At 37.8% G+C, this 24,098-nt stretch carries 14 protein-coding genes and 2 pseudogenes; 10 read left to right on the forward strand and 6 right to left on the reverse strand.

Going from position 1 to position 24,098, the window contains the following annotated elements:
- Positions 1-106 precede the first annotated feature (106 nt).
- Both IPP32_05950 and IPP32_05955 read right to left on the reverse strand, forming a co-directional pair.
- Positions 107-3,307 carry an SBBP repeat-containing protein gene (locus IPP32_05950; GenBank protein MBL0047628.1) on the reverse strand — a complete coding sequence of 1,067 codons (3,201 nt, stop codon included), beginning with the start codon at positions 3,305-3,307 and terminating at the stop codon, positions 107-109.
- A 17-nt stretch (positions 3,308-3,324) separates the two neighbouring features.
- Positions 3,325-7,545 (reverse strand): T9SS type A sorting domain-containing protein, encoded by a 4,221-nt coding sequence (locus tag IPP32_05955; protein MBL0047629.1) that lies wholly within the window; start codon positions 7,543-7,545, stop codon positions 3,325-3,327.
- Positions 7,546-7,671: 126 nt separating this feature from the next.
- On the opposite strand from IPP32_05955, the gene IPP32_05960 reads away from it, so the two are divergent.
- The 4 genes from IPP32_05960 to IPP32_05975 all read left to right on the forward strand — a co-directional run bounded on the left by IPP32_05960 (position 7,672) and on the right by IPP32_05975 (position 15,974).
- On the forward strand, positions 7,672-10,923 hold the full coding sequence (locus tag IPP32_05960; GenBank protein ID MBL0047630.1) for a T9SS type A sorting domain-containing protein: 3,252 nt from the start codon (positions 7,672-7,674) through the stop codon (positions 10,921-10,923).
- Between the two features lie 118 nt (positions 10,924-11,041).
- Entirely contained in the window at positions 11,042-11,908 is an 867-nt protein-coding gene (locus IPP32_05965; protein ID MBL0047631.1) for an ABC transporter ATP-binding protein, read from the forward strand.
- A gap of 21 nt (positions 11,909-11,929) precedes the next feature.
- Positions 11,930-15,508: an ABC transporter permease gene (locus IPP32_05970; GenBank protein ID MBL0047632.1), complete on the forward strand. Its 3,579-nt coding sequence runs from the start codon at positions 11,930-11,932 to the stop codon at positions 15,506-15,508.
- A gap of 37 nt (positions 15,509-15,545) precedes the next feature.
- A complete protein-coding gene (locus IPP32_05975) occupies positions 15,546-15,974 on the forward strand; it encodes a hypothetical protein (protein MBL0047633.1) in 429 nt (142 codons plus the stop codon).
- Positions 15,975-15,979: 5 nt separating this feature from the next.
- On the opposite strand, the gene IPP32_05980 is transcribed toward IPP32_05975, so the two are convergent.
- Complete coding sequence (locus IPP32_05980) at positions 15,980-16,429, reverse strand: nucleoside deaminase (protein MBL0047634.1); 450 nt, start codon at positions 16,427-16,429, stop codon at positions 15,980-15,982.
- Between the two features lie 118 nt (positions 16,430-16,547).
- Here IPP32_05980 and aspS point away from each other — a divergent pair, with 118 nt between their 5' ends.
- From aspS to IPP32_06000, 4 genes are all read left to right on the forward strand, one after another.
- Positions 16,548-18,290 (forward strand): aspartate--tRNA ligase, encoded by a 1,743-nt coding sequence (gene aspS, locus IPP32_05985; protein MBL0047635.1) that lies wholly within the window; start codon positions 16,548-16,550, stop codon positions 18,288-18,290.
- A 144-nt stretch (positions 18,291-18,434) separates the two neighbouring features.
- On the forward strand, positions 18,435-18,680 hold the full coding sequence (locus IPP32_05990; protein MBL0047636.1) for an AbrB/MazE/SpoVT family DNA-binding domain-containing protein: 246 nt from the start codon (positions 18,435-18,437) through the stop codon (positions 18,678-18,680).
- Positions 18,671-18,994: a type II toxin-antitoxin system PemK/MazF family toxin gene (locus IPP32_05995; protein MBL0047637.1), complete on the forward strand. Its 324-nt coding sequence runs from the start codon at positions 18,671-18,673 to the stop codon at positions 18,992-18,994. The genes IPP32_05990 and IPP32_05995 overlap by 10 nt, the downstream gene beginning before the upstream one ends.
- 249 nt (positions 18,995-19,243) lie before the next feature.
- Positions 19,244-19,660 (forward strand): phosphoheptose isomerase, encoded by a 417-nt coding sequence (locus IPP32_06000; GenBank protein MBL0047638.1) that lies wholly within the window; start codon positions 19,244-19,246, stop codon positions 19,658-19,660.
- Positions 19,661-19,725: 65 nt separating this feature from the next.
- On the opposite strand, the pseudogene hppD reads toward IPP32_06000, so the two are convergent.
- The 3 genes and pseudogenes from hppD to IPP32_06015 all read right to left on the reverse strand — a co-directional run bounded on the left by hppD (position 19,726) and on the right by IPP32_06015 (position 22,667).
- Positions 19,726-20,879 (reverse strand): annotated as a pseudogene (gene hppD / locus IPP32_06005) (4-hydroxyphenylpyruvate dioxygenase).
- Between the two features lie 103 nt (positions 20,880-20,982).
- Positions 20,983-21,339, reverse strand: a complete 357-nt coding sequence (locus tag IPP32_06010) for a four helix bundle protein (protein MBL0047639.1) — start codon at positions 21,337-21,339, stop codon at positions 20,983-20,985.
- Positions 21,340-21,510: 171 nt separating this feature from the next.
- A pseudogene (locus tag IPP32_06015) lies at positions 21,511-22,667 on the reverse strand (homogentisate 1,2-dioxygenase).
- Positions 22,668-22,996: 329 nt separating this feature from the next.
- On the opposite strand from IPP32_06015, the gene IPP32_06020 reads away from it, so the two are divergent.
- Together IPP32_06020 and IPP32_06025 are read left to right on the forward strand one after the other, a co-directional pair.
- On the forward strand, positions 22,997-23,260 hold the full coding sequence (locus IPP32_06020) for a hypothetical protein (GenBank protein ID MBL0047640.1): 264 nt from the start codon (positions 22,997-22,999) through the stop codon (positions 23,258-23,260).
- Between the two features lie 270 nt (positions 23,261-23,530).
- A complete protein-coding gene (locus tag IPP32_06025; GenBank protein ID MBL0047641.1) occupies positions 23,531-23,878 on the forward strand; it encodes a leucine-rich repeat domain-containing protein in 348 nt (115 codons plus the stop codon).
- Positions 23,879-24,098 lie beyond the last annotated feature (220 nt).

Here is a 24,098-nt window from a genome sequence, read left to right on the forward strand (position 1 = left end):
AGAAGGCTTTCAAAATTCAAAGAAACTCCAAGAGCGCGATGGCAATTGAAACAAGCAGCATTCTATTAATCCGAGCATCTAAACGGTAAATAAATTATAAAAGTGCTTAGAATTTCATTAGTTTTTTAATACTGCTAAATTCACCCGCTTCAATGATTACTTGGTATATAGCTGGTTCGAGATCAGAAATATCGAAGGTTAGGCTTCTTTTATTTTCATTTGATATGGGGTAGTATCGTATCAATCGACCACTGCAATCAATTATTTTTATTGCCTGCACAGGGATAGATTTTGAGTTAATTAGTGTAATGCTTTTGCTGCTCGGATTGGGTGATAACTGAATTGAGGCAGCATCATAATCATTTGCCAGAATAGCACTACTTATGTTTTTGTTTTTTATATTGCTACGTGTATTCACAATACCTGCAGCAGTTCGCTGTGTAGGATTACAGTTTAACCCTCCCATATTAGTTATAACCCGGTAACGCGAATTCGGATACAATCCATAATCAGGGTCACTTACTTGATTTACATTGCCGGAAGTTATGGCAATTGTTGTCCAGATACCTAATGAAGCACTGTCGCGAAGCAACAAATATTGTAGCACCGGAGTTGTTTGGCCTTCCACTTCATAAAAGTTCCAATCAAAATTACCGTTCGCTTGATCGTTTAATTTAATACTATGGTGAAATGCACTTTTTAGACCCTCATTTCCACAAATATCAACGGTTGAAATTTTGTAAAATTTTGAAGTTACATTTGGATTGGCGTAGAGTAAATTGGAATCGACAAACACGCTATATGCATTGTAACTTATCGATTTTATATAGCTATAAAGATTAGTAATATCTTCACGGTAGATTCTAAAACTATCGATAATAGAAGAGACTGGTTTTTCCCAAATTAGCTGGTTAAATTTCGACAAACTATCGACTGTAACTAGGCAAATGGGAACTTGAGGAGGAAGCGAGTCGACAAACAGTGCAGCACTAGTATCCTGACAAAGACCATTTTGATTGACAACAACAGCATAGTAGCCGCCATTTGATGCGGCAAATGATGCAGTAGTTGCATTGCTTATTGGAGCACCATTAAAAAGCCATTGGTAATTGTAACCTAATCCTGTAGTTGCATTTAAAACCAAGTTATTTGTAGCACATGCGTAAGGGGTTCCGGTATAGCTAAAAGATGCATTTGTACTGAGACAAGGATTTTCGATTTTTGTTAAAAAGCCGTCATTGGTTCCGCCAATACTGGTTTGATGAATGTTTCCTGCAACAAGAAAATTGCTGCTGGTTGTTTCTCCGCCAATATATATGTTACTCGATTTGTCAATAGTGCAAGCGTTGGCATATTCTTCGGATGAACCTCCTAGAAATGAACCAAATATTTTGGTACCGTTAGCACCATAACTTATTACAAAGCCATCTTGTGTGCCACCTCCATAAATTGACTGAAAAGCATTGAGAGCTATCCCAGTGTTTCCTGAAGTTGTACCACAAACAACAACGTTGTTGTAACGGTCGGTTGCAACACCTTGTAGTAAATCCTCTCCAGAGTTGCCAGCATAAGTAGCCCATATTCGGCCTCCATTTTCATCAAATTTAACCAAAAAGCCGTCTGATAAACCACCGCCATAGGTGTTTTGCGCACCACCCGAGGCAATAGAGGAACTGCTGCTTGTGCGACCGGCGAGGTATATATTGTTGGCATTATCGGTAGTACAAGCAAGGCCCACTTCACTGTCAAAGTTGCCATAATAAGTGGCCCATAAAACCTGCCCTGTACTGTTAAATTTCACCAGAATAGCATCGAATGACCCTCCCGAACTACCTTGAAAGCCGCCAATACCCATAAACATTGATCCAAAACAATATCCTGCCACATAGATATTTCCCAGCTTGTCTATTGAACAGCTGGTACCATATTCATCACCCCCATCGCCAAAATAGGTAGCCCAGGTGCGCGTGCCGGAAGTTGTAAATTTGGCTAAAAAGGTGGTATAACCACCAGCGTTTATTGAATTAATTCCAACACCGGAAGAGGCAATACCTGTATTACTTAAAGAGGTACCGGTGAAGTAAAAATTTCCAGTTGCATCAACGGCACAACCATATACTGCATCATCATCAGGACCACCGTAAAAAGTTGACCAATTTCTTGTACCGTTCGGGTTAAATTTTGCAACGAACCCATCGTAAGCACCTCCACCAAAATTTGCTTGGAATCCGTTTGAGGAAATTCCGGCAATGCTGTTAGTGATTCCACCGGCAAAAATATTTCCGGCTTTATCGCATGCGGTGGAAAGAATAAAATCATCATCTGCTGCACCAAAATAAGTGGCCCACAACCTATTTCCAGCAGCATCAAACTTACTAATAAAACCGTCGTTTAAGCCTCCTTTAATAGTTTGAAATCCTCCTACGGATGCAATTCCTGTGCTGCTTTCAGTTATGCCGGCAACAACAACATTCCCGGAAGTATCCACATTGCAAGAGTAAATTTTATCAATTGAAGATCCACCATAATAGCTACTCCACAAGAGCACAGGATCAATAATTAGTGTTTGAGATTTGTCGTAGTTTTCAATATTAAAAGCAAGACAATTATTTTTCAAAGTAAAATGTGATTGAACTTTTTTATCTGTTTCTGAAATAAAACAAACCGGTGCAGCTTCCAATACCTCTCCAAGTTTAGTACTGATGTTTGCCGATCCATTTAGCTCAAGCTTAACTTCTTTGGCAAATAGGTATTGCATTTTTATGCATGCGGGGTTGGCGCCGGGATGAACGATAAAATCATATTCCAACTGATTGTCTTTACTGTAAATTACCCAATCAATTCCAGGATAAATTTCTTCATATGTAATTTTTGTATAGGCATGAATTTCTGTTATTCCTTGCGGGCAATGAGCGAGATAGTAATTTTCATAATAATTAGTTTTCCCCTCTTTTTTAATTATTGCCTTTGAATTGGCACCAATCAATTTCATGTCCAATCGTGTAATTTCTCGCTTGGCATTTGATGCGGCAGTGATTGAAGCAGCAAGTTGATTGGGACCAATGGTGTTTTGAACTGATTCAATACTTTTTTCGAACTGATATTGAATTCCATCTGAACCAAAAAAAAGTTTTGTGTTCTTGTCCTTAGCAGTAAACTTAATTTCGGAATTTACTTTCCCTGAGAAATCGGCTACCTGTCCCTTGTTTTCAATAAATTGAAATGCTTGCTCTTCGTTTCGGGCAAATAATGAGTAAAATGGAAGAAGCAGTAAATAAAAAAATTTAGTCTTAAAAAAATTTTTCATCTGAAAGTTTTAAGTATTTATCTGACGATAAGTTTTTGTGTTTCAATTTTTAAACTATTATTCAAATTAACTGAATAAATACCGGAAGTAAATGCCTCTAAATCTATTTGAATCGTTTTCTTACCTGAAACATTTTCAAATACTTGATTTAACTGGCATCTTCCTAATTTGTCATAAATATTTAAGGTGGTATTCGAACCGTTTCCAATAAATTCTATTTGTACAAACTTTTCAGCCGGGTTGGGCAAAAGTTTCATCGCTACATCCTGTTTTGGTGAACGTATTCCAACTCCAATATTTGCGCGGTTCTTAATGTTTGAACGGGTATTTACTAAACCTGCCATTATGCGTTGTGATGGGTTGCAAGTATTGTTGTTTGGCCACACCAAATCTACTGCATACCTTGCATTTGGATAGCCGATAGCAGTATCGTTCCAAGTCGTAACCGACCAAGGAGTAGCTTTAACAGAATCCCACACACCTGTTCCATTGTTATCGCGCATAATACGATAATAGCGACCGGCATCTGAAATTCCCAAGTAAGGTTGCCAATCCCAACCTATGTATGTATTTGTTGGATCAAGCGCACCTTGCAATAGCATGGTTTGATGAATAGTGCCATTACTTATATCACTCGTGTTTCCGCAACTGTCAAGTGTTGCAATTTTATAGCGTTCCACTGTGCTTTCGGGACGCGCTGAGGAGTCGATATAGGAACTGTATAAAGCATTTGAAATAGTATCGATAGCAACGAAGCCCTGCCCAGATTTTTCTCGATATACTATATAGCCTTTCACATATGGTTGTGCCGGCTTTTGCCAAAATACTTTTACAACTGTTTTGCCACCGTAAGCGGTATCAATAGATGCATAACATAAATCAGTAGCAATCGGATTCGGATTAATGGATGTGGGAGCACTTGTATCGCTACACACACCATGATTGGTAATGATTAAAGCATAATCACCGCTATTACCGGCAGAATAATTTGTGTCAATTGCTCCGGCAATCACTGCGCCATTAAATAGCCATTGGTACGAGTAATTTGCATTGGATAAAGAGGAAAGTTCAATTTGGTTACCCAAGCAGGTATAAGGAATTCCATTGTAAGAAATTTGTGCATTGGGGTATGGATAAACATCCACATGAAGGGTATTACTCGTACTATCACAATTATTAGTATTCAGTTCTTTTACAAAATAATTGCCAGTGGTTACTACTGCAAAAGTTCTCAAAGTTGCACCTGAAATAAGCGTGTCGTTACGGAACCATTGATAACTCACGCCCGGAGAATTATTGGCACTAAGCACCACATTTTGACCTATGCATATTGCGGTGTTTCCAATCGCAGCGATATGTGCCGGCGGTTTAATTAATCCGGTTACAATAAATCCAGCACTAGTGGTGCTACATCCTGCACCATTGGTAACTTTAACACTATATGTTCCGCTTTCAGAAGCTTCTAATGTATCGCTTGTTCTGCCATTTAAAAGCAAATTGTTTTTATACCATAGATACGTTAATCCTGCGCCCGTATTGGCACTCAGAACTAATTTGTTTCCAAGGCAAAAGAGCTGACCGGGACTTGAGATAGTCGCGGCGGGTATTCCTTGAACAATAACATTTATGCTGTTACTCGTTGAATCGCATCCTGTAACACTGGTTGTGATAACGCGATAAGCACCTGCCGAATCAGCAGCAAAACTAATGGAGTTAGCACCAGCAATATTTACCCAAGCACTATTTTTAAATTGCTGCCACTGACGAAACACAATATTTGTATTAGATGGAGATTTTAATACAACCGAATTGCCATCACAAATGGTGGTGGAGGTTAAAGGATAAATATGTGCATTGGGCAATGAGCCTATTGCACCAACGGTTTGACTTGTGGATGCGATGGGAGGATTAGCGGGTAAATTTGTAACTACTTTAATTGTATTTCCCGAAAATGCAGCTCCGGTAGCAATTGGTATATACCCGTGAATTGTGCCACTTCCATTTGATTTTGTGCCAAGAATTACAGGGTTAGTAGTAGAAAAATTAGTATACAGTTCAGCCCTGAAAATAGTATTGGCCGGAAAGTTTCCAATTGTTGAGAAAGAAACCATCACACTATCTCCCGGACATAATGAGGAATTGGATATTGCATTTGTGATAATGGCTCTATCGTTGATGCGCGCAATTAATCCATCGACGCCGCCGGAGTAAGAGCTCGATGAATTGTATGCAATTCCAAAAGCGCTGTTTGTGCTTCCACCGGCAATAATATTGTTGCTTGAGAAGGCGAGTGAATTAAAAACTTCGTTCCCTTGCGATGTTCCAAGAGGTGACGACCAAAAGAATTGCCCACTTGTATTGAACTCAACAATAAGTGCATCAATATCGTTATTGTTATGATTGGCAGCTACGAATTTAATTCCGTCAATATCCATGAAAGGGCTGTTGCTATAGCCACCAAGTATAATTAGATTGTTGTTATTGATTGCAATGGATGTGGCAATATCACTTAAGAATCCGCCATAATAGGTAGCCCATATACGATTACCTAATGAGTCGAATTTAACCAGAAAAAAATCTTCTAATCCGTTAATACTGTTATCGTATGCTCCGGGAGTATTTAAACCGCCTGAAGTTGAATTTCCAAGCAGATATACATATCCGGAAGTATCAACAGCACAGTAAGAACCATTAGTGCCTGAACCTGTTTTTTCACTGGCATTTCCTCCATAATAACTCGCCCAATTAAGTGCTAAATTAGCATCAAATCGTGCAATAAAATCATCATCTGTACCGCCCAATGTTGCATCAAAGGCACCAGCTGTTGCAATGCCGGAGCTGCTTTCGGTATTTCCGGATAGAAAATAAGTATTGTTTTTTCCTAAACTTAAGGTATTTGAATTTTCATTTGCAGTTCCACCGAGATAAGTAAATCCCGTATTTGCAATATTTCCTCCGGTAATATCCAGTTTTGCAATAAAAGCGTCCGTTCCTCCTTGATGAAAATTAGTTGCATTAAAGCCTATGGAACTTGAACTTGCACCACTAATAATTAATTTTGTATAATCATTAGGAGCACCAATTTGCTTTACATCGCTAATATAATCATCACTATTTCCACCAAAATAAGAGCTAAATTGTAGAGTCCCATTCTCTAAAAAAACTGCCACAAAACCATCCGATGTCCCATTTAAATTCGCGTAAGAAACTAATCCAGCTTGTGCGATTCCGGAAAAACTAGTTGTTTGTCCAACCATTACAGCTTTAGAAGTAGCTCCATCCGAAACAAACAAGCCGGATAATGCTTCATCGGAGCCACTACCTCCAAAATAGGTTGAATAAGTGATCGTTCCACTGTTATCAAAATAGCTGTAAAATGCATCCATAACACCACCAAAAATGGTTTGAAACCCTCCATTTGTGGCTATTCCAAAGGTGCTTAAAGTGGAACCAAAAGCCATGTTGTCAGTAACTTTATTCACTGATTCGGCAAGATTTCCACCGGCATAACGACTCCAAACCAAGGTGGGGTCAATTACCAAGGATTGTGTTTTATCATAGTCGCCCAGTTCAAAGGAAAGTGTATTATGTTGTAAAACAAAATTTGAACGCACAGCATCATTGCTTGAAGCTGAAAAGGAATGCGGTTTGCCTTCAATTAATTTACCTAGGCGTGAAGTTATGGCTAATTCTCCATTAGCTGTTAATTCAATTTTATCGGCATAGGAATAATTGATTTTAATAACATTGGGATTTCCTCCAGGATGCACAATGAAATCATATTCCAAAACACCTTCTTTGGTATAGATTACCCAATCGATTTTAGGATAAATATTTTTAAAAGTAAGTTTTCCATACCCATGCACATTCAGTGCTGCATTGCCTGCTAAATAATAATTTTCGAAGTATTCACTTTTTTGCCCTTTAACTACTTCTGACGGAATGGATGCTCCTACAAGTTTCATGTCAATGCGATGCAAATCTATTGATTGAGCTGTTTTAGCATTCATAAATTGGTAGTAAATACCGTCGTTGGCAATAAACAATTTAGTGCCATTTGCGCAATAAGTGAATTTTATATCACTCCGTTTTTTTTCGGAAACATCCATAACTTGGCCTTTATTCTCCATAAAAAGTGTAGGTTTTTCGGTTGCTCCTTTGGATTGTTTGCTGTAAAACAGGCAACAAATAAGGGTGAGAAGAAGAAGATTACTTTTAGCTAGGTAGATTTTTTTCATCGAAATAATTTTTATACTAAACTACAAAAAAAGTGGTATTGGTAAGGTTTATTCATAATAATTTTTATTTTTACTTCAATTTAAATTAAAGGTTACCCCAAGTTTTAAACAATTAAACCAAACCTTATGAAAAAGAATCTACTCATTTTTTTGATTTTGCTGGGCTCGATGCCCATTACACACGCAGCAGTTATTACCATAACCTATGATGCCACTCAGGGAGTATCAGGCTTGGCAGGTGCATCACAAGTATATCTGCATTCAGGTGGAAATGATGTTACCGGTACTCTTGATGGATCTTGTTGGAAATATGTAGTTGGAAATTGGGGTCAGCAGGACGGAATTGGTAAGATGCAAAGTTTAGGAAACAACCGTTGGAGTATTAGTATCGATCCAAAAGCTTATTATAGTCAGGCAACTAATGGTCCTGTACTTGGTGCATCAATTAAGCGCATTGGTTTAGTTTTCCGAAATGAAACGGGAACCTTAGAAGGAAAGGATGTGAATAATTCCGATATTTTTATTGACTTGTCGGGTGCGAGTCCCACTGCACATAACAGTGATGGAAGCATTTTTGGTGGAGTTACCGTTACCAATGCAACTAACTTTTTTTCTGCAACTTCAACAGTTGCCCGTTATTTAGTAGTTGGACATGTGAACGACACCTTGAAAGTAATTGATTCATCCAATTTTGCAAATATAAGCGCAGTGAAAATGATAGCAGATTCAGCAATTATTGGTGCAACAGGTTTTACACGTCATCCGTCAAACGGAAAGTATTATGTTATCCTTCGATTTCAAACATTGGAAAATCGTGTGTTAGCAACAGTTGACCCTAATTCAGGCGCAGTAAGTGTTATCGGAAATTTAAATGATCGGTTTGCCAATATTGTTTTTCTTCCTTCTGGTAGAATGTTTGGTGTAACAGGTGAAGGTGCCTTTTCGCCTGAATCATTGTTTGAGATTGATATCACTTCCGGAGCAACAACATTTATTCGCGCACTTGGTAATGGCAGTGGCGGTGAATCTATAGGTTATTGTCCTTTGAATGGAAGAATATACCATCGTTCCGGAATAGGAACCCAAGTATTTGAATATATAGATACAGTTAATTTTGATGTATTCCCGGTTTCTCAAGCAAGTAATGGACTTGATGGGGAAACTTTTAGCATGCTATTTATTGGAGGTAAGAACTTTATTGCATCCAGTTATAAAAACAGTACAAACTATGCTTATTATGTGGATACTAACGGAGTTTTTACTTTAAAGCAAATAATTGGGCAGGCCTTCAAAGGGATGGAATTTTTAAGCTGCACTCGGAACATTATTGGTAACTTAAGTTTTTGTGCCGGCAGTTCTACTGTGTTAAGTGCTACTCCCGGTGCTTCTTCTTACCAATGGTATAAGGATGGTGTTTTATTGCCTGGACAAACAAATACAAGTATTACAGTTACAAGTCCCGGAAATTACAACTGCATGTTTAGTGATTTATGTGGAACAGATTCTTTGCCTGCTTCATTAACCGTTCAAGAAAAAGCATTGCCTTCAGTAGTAATCTCCGGGGCCAATTCATTTTGTTCAGGTTCCAGTATTGTATTAACTGGCAGTGGCGGAGGTACCAGTCAATGGTATAAAAACGGGGTTGCGATAGTTGGTCAAACAACTTCTACCATAACAGTTAGTTCTCCCGGTCTTTATAATATGACTAAAACAAATACTAATGGTTGCTCTGATTCTGCTGCAGTAGGTAAGCTTGTTGTTGTGAATCCTAAACCGGCTTTAACGGTAACTGCTGCTCGAAATTTAAAATGCAATAACGATAATTCGGGAAGTATTGATGTGGATATAACAAGCGGAACTGCACCATACAGTTATGCATGGTCAAACTCATCCACCGCAACTTCATTAAGTAATCTTGCAGCAGGTACTTATCAACTCATCTTAACGGATTCGAAAACCTGCAAAGACACAATTAGTGCAACCATCATTGAACCCTTAGCACTTTCACTTTCTATATCGAGCTTAGATGTAAAGTGTTTTGGAGAGTCAAATGGTAGCGCAATTGCAACTGCATCAGGAGGTTCAGGTAGTTATACTTATCTTTGGTCTAATGCAAGTTCGAGTGCAAGTAATTCCAATTTAGGTTCAGGAATCTATTCACTTATCGTTACGGATGATAGTTTATGTACCCTCTTCGATGAAACAGTTATTAATGAACCTTCAATATTAAACGGCAATTTGGTAACATCGGATGTTACGTGCAATGGTAGTAACGACGGTACTGCAACTGCAAACACTTTTGGTGGTACCCCACCTTATGCATACGCTTGGTCATCGGGTGGAGGTACTAACTCTTTTCATGCAAATTTAAGTCCAGGTAGCTATCTATTAACAGTTTCGGATGCAGCGCTTTGTACTTATTCCAGCCCATTTGCTATTGCGGAGCCTAATGCCATAAGTATTTCTTTTGTGCATACAGATGTAACTTGTAATGGTGGAGCCGATGGTTCTGCTGCGGCAATTACGACGGGCGGTACCGGTGCTTTATCCTATGTTTGGTCAAATGGAGCTGGTACTTCATTTTCAATTTTTAACCTTAGTGCTTCAACCTATTCGGTTACCGTTACCGATGCGAATTTGTGCACTAAAGTAGATTCTGTAACCGTATCAGAACCGCCCGCTCTAACTGCGCAAATAAATCAAACAAATGTAAGTTGTAATGGTTTGGCTGATGGTTTTATTACAGCAATTGCTTCCGGTGGTGTTGGGTCTTATATTTTTTCTTGGTCTAACGGTGATTTGACCCCAAGCACATTAAACCTGCAGGCAGGTACATACGATTTATATTTAAGCGATACGAACTCCTGCAGCTACACAACCGCTGTCACAATAATTCAGCCCCTTGCGTTACAGCTGGATACAGTTGTAACCAGTGCAAACAGCGGATTAAATAATGGAACAATAAATATAAGTGTAAGCGGTGGTGTTTCTCCTTATGCCTATAGCTGGAGCAATGGTGCTGTGAGTGAAGATGTTTCTAATCTTGCGCCAGGAGTTTATGGGGTTGTTGTCACAGATGCAAATGGATGTACGATAAGCAATACGAATATTGCACTTTTCGGAGTTGGAGTGAATTCAATTCAAGCAAATTTTAGTGTTGAAGTATTCCCGAATCCAAGTAAAGGCGCATTCAAAATAGTTTCACCTGAAAAAACGCATGTGCTTATTTTTAATTCAATGAATCAATTGGTTGCAGGTATTGAATTAGAAAAAAATAAAGTAACTGAATTTAACGAACAACTTCAACCAGGAGTATATTATTTAAGAGGCACTGCCGAGCATAGTAGCATCAATAAAAAAATAGTAATTACACGTTAAAATAAAGTATTTAAAACGTTAAAAGGGGAGTGTAGAAAATTAAATACACTCCCTTTTTATTTTTGCCAGTAACTAATTAAGGTATTCATCCGTCACAATAAAAACTAAATCTCAGCACATGCAACTGACAATTAAAAATCTTTCAAAAACATACCCTAATGGAACACAAGCATTAAAAAATGTTTCGCTCGAAATTCCAACCGGTTTATTTGGTTTACTTGGCCCAAATGGTGCTGGAAAATCATCGCTCATGCGCACCATTGCAACCTTGCAGGATGCAGATACAGGAACCATTTTTTTAGATGATTTGAATGTGTTAGAAAACAAAGATGAAATGCGAAAACACTTGGGTTATTTGCCGCAGGAGTTTGGTGTGTACCCCAATATTTCTGCCGAAAGTTTGCTGGATCATTTGGCTTTATTGAAAGGAATTACAAAAAAATCAGAACGTTCAGAATTGGTAAAAGCCTTGCTCTCGCAAACTAACTTATATGATGTGCGAAAGAAAAATGTGGGTGGATATTCCGGCGGGATGAAGCAGCGATTTGGTATTGCTCAGGCTCTTATAGGAAGCCCAAAAGTAATTATCGTGGATGAACCAACAGCAGGTCTTGACCCAGCGGAGCGAAACCGTTTTTTAAATTTATTGAGTGAGATAAGTGAGCAAGTTGTAATTATTTTTTCTACCCATATCGTGGATGATGTAAAGGAGCTATGCCACAATATGGCCATCATCAATAAGGGCGAAGTAATAAGCAAAGGAAATCCCGAAACCGCAATTAAGGAACTTAAAAATACTATCTGGAAAAAAATTATCCGTAAGGAAGAATTAGAAGAAAATGTAGCACAGTATAAAGTAATATCCAACAAACTTACCGCCGGAAAAGTGGAAATTCACATTCTTAACAATGCCGCTCCGGGCAATGGTTTCGAGCTATGCGAACCGCAATTGGAGGATGTGTATTTTTCGAAAATTAACGGGTAATTCATTTTAAAACCAGCTACTATGTTTTTTACAATCTTAAAATTTGAATTACGGTATCGCTTTAAGCGGCCGGCAACTTACATCTATTTTGCCATCTTGTTTTTTATGGCGTTTTTATTTCTTACAACCGATGTAGTGCAAATTGGTGGAGGAAATGGAAATGTATTTCGAAATTCACCTTTTACCATAAATCAAGCGGTATTAATTCTAGGTGTATTTTCCACTATGATTTGTTCTGCACTAATGGGGGTTCCTGTTTTCAGGGATTTTGATAATAAGTTTCATGAGATTTATTTTACAACGCCTATAAAAAAATCCGATTATTTATTTGGGCGTTTTGTAGGATCCTTTATCATTACAGTGTTTGTGTTTTCGGGAATGTTGTGGGGAATATTTATTGGTTCCATAATGCCTTTTCAAGAGCCCGATCAAATTGCAAAATTTCAGTTGATGAGTTATTTGCAACCCTTGCTCACTATCTCCATTCCCAATATTCTATTTACAGGCGCTATATTTTTTAGCATCGGTTCTTTAACCCGAAATTTATTTGCCATTTATGTACAGGGAATTTTGTTTTTGATTTTGTGGGTAATCTCGCAAACTTTTACAAAGGATATCGATAATCAAATGCTTGCTGCTTTAATTGACCCAATGGGTGTAGGAGCATCTCGTGACCTAACTAAATTTTGGACCCCGGCTGAGAAAAACACATTAATGGTTCCGCTAAGTGGAGCGCTTTTTTACAATCGAATTTTATGGTCAAGTATCGGTGCAATAATTTTTGCCATCGGATATAAATTGTTTTCGTTTAGTGCACAGCCGATTTCATTTTTTAAGCGAAAAAAAGCAAATGAAGAAACAAGTCTAAAGACAGGTAAAATCGTTGTTCCGCTCATTAAACCCGAATTTACTTTTGCAACTGCATGGGCTCAGCTTCGCAGCATTGCCCGTTTTGAAAGCAAGCTCATTTTAAAGTCGGCTCCTTTTCTAGTAATTATGATTTTTGGAGTATTTAATTTGATCGGTAATTTACTCAATCAATATGAGTTGCCGGGAACTTCACAATACCCGGTTACCAGTATAATGGTCGAAGCAGCGACGCAAAGCTTTGCTCTGTTTTATATCATCATTATCACTTTTTATGTGGGTGAATTGGTGTGGAGAGAGCGTGGAAATAAAATGGAACAAATTGCAGACAGCTTGCCAATAGGTAACTACACCTTGCTGTTTGGTAAATTTATTGCAATGCTGCTGGTGCTTGTTATTATTAGTTGTGTAGTAATGTTATCGAGCATGTTGGTGCAGGTGATAAAGGGCTATACACATTTCGAAATTCCCCTCTACTTGAAATACCTTTTTGTGGTGAATTTCCAAGGATATATATTATTGGTGATGCTTGCATTTTTTGTGCACACCTTGGTGAATAATAAATTTATGGGGCATGCGCTCGTGATTTTATATTACATCATCAATATTGCTTTGGAGGCGAATGGCTTTACCAATAACCTCTATTATTTTAACCGCACGCCAAGTTTTACTTTAAGCGATATGAATGGATTTGGTCATTTCTTAACTTCAGTAAAATGGTTTTCGATTTACTGGTTTTTCTTTGCCTGTATTTTGCTTGTATTCGCTAGCATATTGTGGATTCGTGGCAGTGAGAGTAGTTGGAAAGCGAGATTTAAAATTGCAGGCAACCGATTTAATGCTCAAAATAAATTGCTTATTAGCACCTGTTTGCTGTTGTTTTTCCTTTGCGGTGGATTTATTTATTACAATACAAGTAGGCTTAATCATTTTATTGGACCTAAGGAGATGCTTAAAATGCAGGCCAATGCCGAGCGCAAATACAAACGCTATAGCAATACACCACAGCCCAGGATTTATGCTATAAACAATAATGTGGATATTTTTCCTGTGGAACGAAAAGTAACTATTAATGGAAGCTATTGGATGCACAACATCAATAAAATAGCGGTGGATACAATCATCTATAATTTAACCGAACAAGGACATATTGAAAACAAAAAAATTTCATTTTCAGTTCCGGTTAAAAATATTTTGAGTGATGACAGCATGGGGTTTTATCTTTGCAAATTAGAAAAACCAATGCTACCGGGCGATAGCATGCTCATGCGTTTTGAATACAGCATCGCTTTTCATGGTTTTGCCAATGACAACTCCGGGACCGGAATCGTTGAAAATGGAAGTTTTATCAACAGTGCTGTTTTCCCAATGATTGGATATCAGCCGGAAGGCGAGATAAGCGATGTGGATGATCGTAAGAAAAATAATTTGCCTAAACGACCTCGTTCCTATTCGATTTACGATAGCACCAAATACAACAATAATTATATCAATAACGACGCTGATTTTGTCACCTTTGAAACAACAGTTAGTACTTCGGGCGACCAATTGGCAATTGCTCCCGGGTATCTTCAAAGACAGTGGAGAGAGCAGGGTAGGAATTATTTCCATTATAAAATGGATTCTAAAATTGTAAATTTTTATTCTTATTTATCCGCACGTTATGAAGTAAAACGCGATGTATGGAAAGATCCAAAACAGCAACAAGAGCCAGTGAATATTGAAATATATTACCACAAAGGACATGAATATAATTTGGATGTGATGGTTAAGGCAATCAAAAAATCACTGGATTATTTTACAGAGAATTTTGGACCTTATCAGCATAAACAAGCACGCATCATTGAATTTCCGAGGTATGCAACTTTTGCACAATCTTTTCCCAACACTATTCCATACAGCGAAGGAATTGGATTTATTTTGAAAATTGACGAAGAAAAAGCAATCGATATGGTGTATTATGTAACTTCACACGAAATGGCGCATCAGTGGTGGGGCCATCAGGTGGTAGGTTGTCCGGTGGATGGAATGACAACTTTCAGTGAATCGATGGCGCAATATTCTGCCCTTTTGGTGATGGAAAAAGAATATGGAAAGGCTGAGATGAAACGCTTTTTAAAATATGAGCTCAGTAACTATTTGCGCTCTCGCGGAAGAGAAAAGGAAAAAGAGCAACCACTTCTTTTTAATCAAAACCAACAGTATTTGCATTACCGCAAAGGAAGTGTGGTGATGTATGCGCTACAAGATTATATCGGCGAAAAAAATGTGAATACCGCCATGAAAAAATTCATTGAAAAATATAAATTTCAGGGTCCTCCTTACCCAACAGCGCTTGATTTTTATGGATTTATTGAACGCGAAACGCCGGATAGTTTAAAATCTTTTGTAAATGATTTGTTTAAGAAAATTACACTTTACAGCAATGAATGTACTGCTGCAACTGTTTCGAGCGGGCCTGCTAAGGATTACAAAGTGAAGATTACCGTTACGGCTCAAAAGTTTTATGCGGATAGTGTGGGCAATGAAACTAAGGTGAAGATGAACGATTGGGTGGATATTGGCGCTGTGGATGAAAACGATAAATTAATTTATTCGAAACGGGTAAGGATTACTAAATCACCTATGGACTTCGAGTTTACACTTGCACAAAAACCCGCCAAGGCAGGGATTGATCCTATGAACAAACTTATTGATAGAGATACGGATGATAATTTGAAAAAAGTGGACTAGGTATTTTGCTTATTTTCGTCGACCTAAAAATTTATGTATGAAAAAATTATTCCTTCTGTTGGTATGTCCCGTTTTTTATCTTCTTTTTTCTTGTAAAGCAAAAACAGATAAAAAGGAAATTACTGTGGAGAAAAAGGACTCTGTTATAAAATTAACCCTCACTACCAAGCAGCCTGCTGCTATGAATGATGAAGGAGTGAATACGGATTATTACGAAAATGGGAAAGAAAAAATGAAAGGTACCATAAAAGATGGAAAGCGCGAAGGATTGTGGCAAGCCTGGTATGAAAACGGAAATTTGTGGAGTGAGGCAGAGTACAGCAAAGGTATTAATGATGGTAAATCCGTAACGTATTTTGAAAGTGGAAAAGTGCGTTATGAAGGCTTATACAAAGAAGGAAAAAAAATAAGGGACTGGAAATACTATGATGAGGACGGTAAATTAGTGAAAACCGTAAAAAATTAATTTTATCAGTCTCTTTTGGAGGAAAAGAAATCCTGCATCAATTTAACACATTCATCGGCCATAACGCCTGATTTTACAATAGTTTTGGGATGTAATACCGAGGATTTTAACTTCGAATAGCCTCTTTTTTCATCACTGGCCCCATACACAATTTTTGTAATCTGAGTCCAGTATGCAGCACCGGCGCACATTACACAGGGTTCTACTGTTACATACAAGGTGCAGTCTTTTAAATATTTCCCATTGATGTAGTTGGCCGCTGAGGTAAAGGCCTGCATTTCGGCATGTGCTGTTACATCGTTTAAGCGCTCGGTAAGGTTATGCCCACGGGCAATGATTTGATTGTTACTCACAATGACGGCACCTATGGGTACTTCATTCAATTCAAAAGCTTTACGGGCTTCTTTAAGCGCTTCCTTCATAAAAGCTTCGTCTGAAAATACAGCTAATTCCATAATTTTTGTAAAGGTACTATCAATAATTTCAATAAATCAGCGAAACAAGTAATCAGCTAATTCATTACTTTCGCGATTTGAATAAAAAAATCAAAATAACACAATTCCAATAAATAAAATGCTACGAACACATACTTGCGGGGAATTAACTTCAGCCAATATTAATCAATCCGTTACCCTATGCGGATGGGTGCAAAAATCGCGTGACTTAGGAGGAATGACTTTTGTGGATTTGCGCGACAGATATGGAATCACCCAGTTGGTGTTTAACCTTGAAACCAATTCCGACTTGTGTATGGCTGCACGTAAGTTAGGCAGAGAGTTTGTGGTAAAAGCAATTGGGAAAGTTGCTGAACGCAGCAACAAAAATCTAAAGATGAATACCGGTGAAATTGAAATCATCGTGGAGCAGTTAACCATTCTTACAACTTCTCAAACTCCACCCTTTACCATCGAAGAAAATACAGACGGGGGAGATGAGTTGCGCATGAAATACCGTTACTTGGATTTGCGCAGGGAAGCAGTTCGAAAAAACTTGGAACTCCGCCACCGTATGGCAATTGAAACGCGTTTGTATTTAGACAAACAAAATTTTTTGGAAGTGGAAACACCGGTATTAATTAAATCGACACCTGAAGGAGCGCGTGATTTTGTAGTACCATCGCGCATGAACCCGGGTGAGTTTTATGCACTTCCGCAAAGCCCGCAAACCTTTAAACAGCTTTTAATGGTGGGTGGATTTGATCGCTATTATCAAATTGTGAAATGTTTTAGAGATGAGGATTTGCGCGCAGATCGTCAACCTGAATTTACGCAAATTGATTGTGAAATGAGCTTTGTGGAACAGGAAGATATTCTGAATACTTTTGAAGGAATGGTAAAGCATTTATTCAAATCTGTAAAAGGAATTGATATTCCGGATATGCCGCGCATGACCTATGCCGATGCGATGAAATACTATGGCAACGATAAGCCGGATATTCGTTTTGACATGCGCTTTTTGGAGTTGAATGAAATTGTAAAAGGTAAGAATTTTAAAGTGTTTGATGATGCTGAGACGATAGTTGGAATTTGTGCGAAAGGAGCTGCTGAGTATACTCGAAAGCAATTGGATGAATTAACCGAATTTGTAAAGCGCCCGCAAATTGGAGCAACAGGACTCATTTATGCGCGCTGCAATCCAGATGGAACAGTAAAATCATCGGTAGATAAATTTTATTCTGAAGCAGAATTAAAAAATTGGGTCACTGCATTTGATGCACAACCCGGTGATTTGATGTTGCTTTTGGCAGGTGAAAAAAATAAAACCCGCAAGGCCATGAGTGAACTTCGACTTGAAATGGGAAATCGCTTAGGTCTGCGTAAAACGGATGAATACCGTTGCTTGTGGGTGCTTGATTTTCCATTGCTGGAGTGGGCTGAAGATACAAAACGCTGGCATGCTATGCACCATCCCTTTACCTCACCTAAGCCCGAAGATATTGAAATGTTAGCAAATAATCCCGGGGAAGTACGCGCCAATGCTTACGATATGGTAATTAATGGAGTAGAAGTAGGAGGGGGCTCCATACGCATTCACAACAAAGAATTACAGGCCAAAATGTTTGAAGTGCTTGGTTTTACAAAGGAAGATGCGCAAGCACAATTTGGTTTCTTAATGAATGCATTTGAATTTGGTGCGCCTCCACATGGGGGAGTAGCTTTCGGTTTCGACCGTCTTTGCTCACTTTTCGGAGGTTCTGATTCCATTCGCGATTTTATTGCTTTCCCAAAAAATAATTCAGGGCGTGATGTGATGATTGATTCTCCTTCGGTGATTGCTCAGGAGCAGTTGAAGGAGTTAAGCATAAAGTTAGCATAGTATTCACTTCACTTGGATAGCGGCAAAACCACCCTGTGTGATTTTTTATAATAATTTTAGCAGTCCAAGACAATTAGAATTATAGAAATAAAATTTGGAAAACTAAAATTAATGTGCTTACTTTGTAATTACATTATAAACACAATGAATATAGCAGTAATACCAATTGGGAACTCAAAAGGAATTAGGCTTGGCAAAGCAATACTTGAAAAGTATAATATCAAAGATGCAGTTGAGTTAATCTTAGAAAAAGGGTACATAATAATAAAACCGACAAGTTCACCACGAAAGGGTTGGGATAAAGCATTCAAAAAAATGCACGAAAATGGAGAGGACAAACTTTTAATGGCCGACATTTTTGAAGACGAAAATCTTGAAGAATGGAATTAAGACAATATCAAATTGTTTTGATCAATTTAGACCCAACACAAGGGAGTGAAATGAAAAAAACTCGACCTTGTGTAATCATTTCTCCAAACGAAATGAATAAGTATTTGCAGACAATTGTTGTGGCACCAATGACAACCAGTTCACGACCCTATCCAACTCGAGTAGAAGTAAAACATAACAAGACAAAAGGTTGGGTTGTTTTAGACCAAATTAGAGGTGTTGACAGAATAAGAATTGTAAAAACCTATGACAGCTTAACGGAAAAGGAAATTTCAAAAATAAAAGCTGTAATTAAAGAAACTTATGTTGATTAATTGATACACGAAGTCTGTGTGTTTGGCTTTTGCTTTTAGAATTGGAGTTTTATTTTCTTTAAATCTACCAGAGCTATGTAAAAAAAGGTTCATGGCATGTAATACCTCTTGCCAAGTGTTTCATTCACTCCAACAGATTTAATGAAGTACAAAATGGCTAAAATTATATCTGTTCCGAAGGTTTAATAAATCCTTATTTTAAACTCTTTTTTTCGTATCTTCGCAGCTTATTTTTTTCAAAAAACCAACATGCTATTAAAAGACTCATTCGACAAGGACGGTAAAAAAATTAGTCCAACGCTACCCGAGAATGTTAAGAATTATTTGATTGATATCGACGGCACTATTTGCGACGATATCCCCAATGAAGAACCGGAGCGTATGCTTACTGCAGCGGTTTACCCGGATGCAAAAGAATTAATTAATAAATGGTACAACGAAGGCCACATCATTACTTTTTTTACTTCGCGTTTAGAAGCGCATCGTGCCTACACTGAACAATGGTTAAAAGACAATGGTTTTAAATACCATGGAATTATGTTTGGAAAACCAAGAGGTGGTAACTACCATTGGATTGACGATCGCAGTGTGAAAGCTACCCGTTTCTTTGGAAAGTTTACTGAGCTGGTAGAGAAAGAAAAAATGATTTGGGTATTTGAGGATTAATCAAATAGATATAAAAAAAGCCCGCTACGTATATACGTTGCGGGCTTTTTTTGTGGATAAAACTTTTATAAAGTTCCTCGTTTTTCTTGCTCTCTTTCGATGGATTCAAATAGCGCTTTAAAATTTCCGGCACCAAATCCTTTGGCTCCCATTCTCTGAATAATCTCAAAAAATACGGTAGGTCTATCTTCCAGAGGCTTGGTAAAAATTTGAAGTAAATATCCGTCTTCATCGGCATCTACGAGAATAGCCAGTTTTTCAATAACGGTCATATCTTCTTTCATCATGTCCATGTGCTTACCTAATCTTTTTGAATTTCCTCGTAATAGGCATGTGGCGGAGCGGATAAAAACTCAACTCCACGTGCTCTTAATTCCATCACAGTTTTGATGATGTCATCGGTTGCAATAGCCATGTGCTGCACGCCAGGGCCTTCGTAAAAATCGATGTATTCTTCAATTTGCGATTTCTTTTTTCCTTTGGCCGGCTCATTTATAGGAAACTTAATTCTGCCATTTCCATTGCTCATTACCTTACTCATCAACGCGGAATATTCGGTGGTGATTTGTTTGTCGTCGAACGATAAAAAATTCACAAAACCCATTACTTCTTCATACCATTTAACCCATTGGTTCATCTCGCCCCAGCCTACATTTCCAACCATGTGATCAATAAATTTTAGGCCAACCGAAGTAGGATTATAATCCGATTTCCAAGGTTGAAATCCGGGAAGAAAAGCTCCCTTGTAATTTTTACGTTCTACAAACATGTGAACGGTTTCGCCATAGGTGTAAATTCCGGAACGTACTACTTCACCGTGTTCATCCATTTCAACAGTTGGTTCCATAAAGGGTTTAGCTCCACGCTTTACGGTTTCCTCAAATGATTTAGTAGCATCTTCCACCCAAAGTGCAATTACTTTCACACCATCGCCATGCTTGGCAAGATGTGCATTAATGGGCGACTTGGAATTAAGCGGAGTAGTAAGCACAATGCGGATTTTATCTTGTGCCAACACATAAGAAGCATACTCTTTACTTCCTGTTTCCAAACCTTTATATGCGAAGGATTGAAAGCCAAAAGCGGTTTTGTAAAAATGCGCTGCTTGCTTTGCATTTCCTACATAAAACTCCACATAATCGGTTCCTAATAAGGGAAGAAAATCTTGTGCTCCTTCAAATATTTTTTCTAAACCGTATTCTACATTTTTTATTTCCATGTTTTTTGATTAGTTGATTAGCCTATTAGCCTATTAGCCAATTAGCCAATTTGTTGAAAAATTAGTTTGTTGATTTGTTAGCCGGTATTAATTCTTAATGATTTTATTTTTTTGATGATCCTATTATTTTATTTAACACTTTTCTGATAATCGTTAACTGCTCTTGTAATTCTACTGAATCAGGATATGATTTTGAATGTTCGCAAAGTAATAGCCAATATTCTGTTTCATCAGCTTCTTTCGCTGCTATTTTTAATTTATGAATAAAATCTGCTTTGCTCTCAGCATTTTGCGCCTCTTTAACATTTGCTCCGATACTTGTTCCTGATCTGAAAAGTTGATTACTTAAATTGTACTTTTTGAGATTTTCTAAGTATTCAGTAAAACTAATTATGTTAATTGAAAAATCAAAAGTTAGTTTAACAATTAGATTGTTCTTGTATTTTGGATTCTCTGACATTTTGAGGACAATTTTTTTTTCAAATAAAAATAAAACCCCCAAATCAACTACAATCAAAATCGCAAAATCATCCAATAATCATATCCAATAATCAACTTATCCCAACATCGGCCAATCAGCTAATCCACAAATCCACCCATCGGCTAATCGGCTAATCAGCTTATCAACCAATCATTCCAGCCAGGATTTGTAGTATTTCCCGTCATCAATTCCCATTGCTTCTTCCGTTACCATTAAAGGTCTGAAAGTATCTACCATTACTGCTAACTCCTGCGTTTCTTTTTGACCAATACTTCTTTCCATTGCGCCGGGTGCCGGACCGTGGGGAATTCCTTTTGGATGTAAGGTAATATGTCCTTGCTCAATGTTGTTGCGGCTCATAAAATCACCATCCACATAATATAATACCTCATCGCTATCAATATTGCTGTGGTTGTAAGGTGCGGGAACACTTAGCGGATGATAATCATACAAACGCGGACAAAACGAACATACCACAAAGGTAGAAGTTTCAAATGTTTGATGCACCGGTGGCGGCAGGTGAACACGTCCAGTTAAGGGTTCAAAATTATGTATGCTGAAACCGAAAGGAAAATTATAGCCATCCCAACCTACCACATCAAAGGGATGCGTAGCATACACCACTTCGTGCAACATATTTTCCTTTTTAATCTTAATTAAAAAGTCACCTTTTTGATTGTATGTCTCGAGTTGCAGCGGTAATTTAAAATCGCGCTCACAAAAGGGAGAATGTTCTAACAATTGACCGGAGCTGCTCTTGTAACGTTTGGGCGTATAAAAGGGCGCATGGGACTCCACATAAAATAAACGATTTTCACTTGTTTCAAATTCCATTTGATAAATCATGCCGCGCGGAATGATAAGGTAGTCGCCATATTCAAAAGGAATATTCCCCATAAAAGTACGCAGCGTTCCTTTTCCTTTGTGCACAAAAATCAGTTCATCCGCATCTGCATTTTTATAAAAATACGAAGTCATAGATTTTTGAGGTGCAGCCAAACCTATAATGCAATCAGCATTCACGAGCATGGCTTTGCGGCTGTCTAAAAAATCTTCCTTTGGTTTTACATCAAAGCCTTTTAAAAGTAAGGCTTTTATATTTTTATCGATGGCAATCTTAGGAGCAACATTCACCGATTTAAGAATTTCTTTTACCTGCGTGGGGCGATGCACCTGATACAGGAGGGAGGAGTGCCCATTAAACCCTTCGGTACCAAAAAGTTGTTCGTAATAATAGCCTCCATCGGCTTTCTTAAATTGAGTGTGCCGCTTTGCGGAATATTTCCGAGTTTGTGATAGATTGGCATGGGCTGTGGTTTGAAGCCACGAAGTTACAATTTTGTATAGCTTGATGCAACAATGAAATTTGGGGATTTATTATCCTAATTTAGATCCACTGAATTACACATTCGGTCAATCTGAATGTTCGTTCGGTCACCCTGAGCGTAGTCGAAGGGCGACCATACGCGATGTGAAAATGCATAGTACTTGGTCTTCGACTCCGCTCAGACTGACTTGCCTTTTTTTGGTTGCTAAAAGTGTTTTAAGGGGTTATAATTTAAATGACTAATTTTAGTGCAAATGCAGCCCATGAAAAATAAAACCATCCTTCCCCTATTTATTTTTTGTTTGCTAAGTGAATTTGATTGCTCAGAATTTTTGGGTACCGGATGCGAATTTTAGAGTAAGATTAAAACAGCTTTATCCCTTTTGTTTTCAATCCGGCGATTCTTTAAGTTCTCAATGTATTCAGATGATGTACGACACTTCATTGGATATTTCCAACCGAAATATCCAAGATATTAGTGGAATTGAGTTTGCTAAATCGCTTGGGACCTTAAATATAAGCGGAAACCCAATAACAAACTACTTTGGAATAACCGATAGTTTAAAAGATTGATTTGCGTGAATAATTCCTTGACAGATCTTTCATTCCTTCCGAGTTCATTGCAATATTTAGATTGTAGGAACAATCCATTAGTAACTATCAACAACCTTCCAGATTCATTAAAGTACCTTGATTGCAGAAATACCCAACTCACAACTATTACATTTCCAAGTTCACTAGTTGTGTAATTGCAGCAGCAATTCGTTATCCATCCTTCCACAATTACCCAATTCACTTACAAAACTATATTGTGAAGCTAATCATTTAACGAGCCTTTCAACATTGTCAAATTCATTAGCCATCATATATTGTGGTGGTAATCAATTGACCAGTTTACCTTCATTACCAAATTCATTAAAAGAATTATGGTGCCAAAGCAATCAAATTACGAATCTTCCAGCATTACCAGGTTTTTTGAATATTATGGATTGTAGTAACAATACATTAGCGAATCTTCCTGTATTGCCAAGTTCATTGTTAAAACTAATTTGTAAGAATGATTCGTTATTATATCTGCCTCCTCTACCAAGTTCATTAACGGAATTGAACTGTAGCAGAAATCAATTAACTTATTTACCAGTCCTCCCTAATTCTCTAAAAAATTGTATTGTACGAATAACAATTTATTAAATTTACCTGCGCTTCCAGACTCACTCATTTACCTAATTGCACCGGAAATAATCTTAACGGATTTCCACCCTTTCCAAATTTCTTAAGGACTATTATTGCGGATAATAATCAACTTATTTCACTACCAGCACTTCCAGATTCATTGCGAATTTGCTCATTTGCATATAACCAACTGACATGGTTACCCAATCTACCACAAAAATTGGATGGCCTAGAGTGT

The organism is Bacteroidota bacterium (assembly GCA_016721765.1).
Classification (GTDB): domain Bacteria; phylum Bacteroidota; class Bacteroidia; order UBA4408; family UBA4408; genus UBA4408.

Coding starts and splice junctions, on each gene's coding strand:
- IPP32_05965 (MBL0047631.1), top strand. CDS start 11,042: ATGCAACTGACAATTAAAAATCTTTCAAAAACATACCCTAATGGAACA.
- IPP32_05970 (MBL0047632.1), top strand. CDS start 11,930: ATGTTTTTTACAATCTTAAAATTTGAATTACGGTATCGCTTTAAGCGG.
- aspS (MBL0047635.1), top strand. CDS start 16,548: ATGCTACGAACACATACTTGCGGGGAATTAACTTCAGCCAATATTAAT.
- IPP32_05955 (MBL0047629.1), bottom strand. CDS start 7,545: ATGAAAAAAATCTACCTAGCTAAAAGTAATCTTCTTCTTCTCACCCTT.
- IPP32_05950 (MBL0047628.1), bottom strand. CDS start 3,307: ATGAAAAATTTTTTTAAGACTAAATTTTTTTATTTACTGCTTCTTCCA.
- IPP32_05990 (MBL0047636.1), top strand. CDS start 18,435: ATGAATATAGCAGTAATACCAATTGGGAACTCAAAAGGAATTAGGCTT.
- IPP32_06010 (MBL0047639.1), bottom strand. CDS start 21,339: ATGTCAGAGAATCCAAAATACAAGAACAATCTAATTGTTAAACTAACT.
- IPP32_05980 (MBL0047634.1), bottom strand. CDS start 16,429: ATGGAATTAGCTGTATTTTCAGACGAAGCTTTTATGAAGGAAGCGCTT.
- IPP32_05995 (MBL0047637.1), top strand. CDS start 18,671: ATGGAATTAAGACAATATCAAATTGTTTTGATCAATTTAGACCCAACA.
- IPP32_06000 (MBL0047638.1), top strand. CDS start 19,244: ATGCTATTAAAAGACTCATTCGACAAGGACGGTAAAAAAATTAGTCCA.
- IPP32_05960 (MBL0047630.1), top strand. CDS start 7,672: ATGAAAAAGAATCTACTCATTTTTTTGATTTTGCTGGGCTCGATGCCC.
- IPP32_05975 (MBL0047633.1), top strand. CDS start 15,546: ATGAAAAAATTATTCCTTCTGTTGGTATGTCCCGTTTTTTATCTTCTT.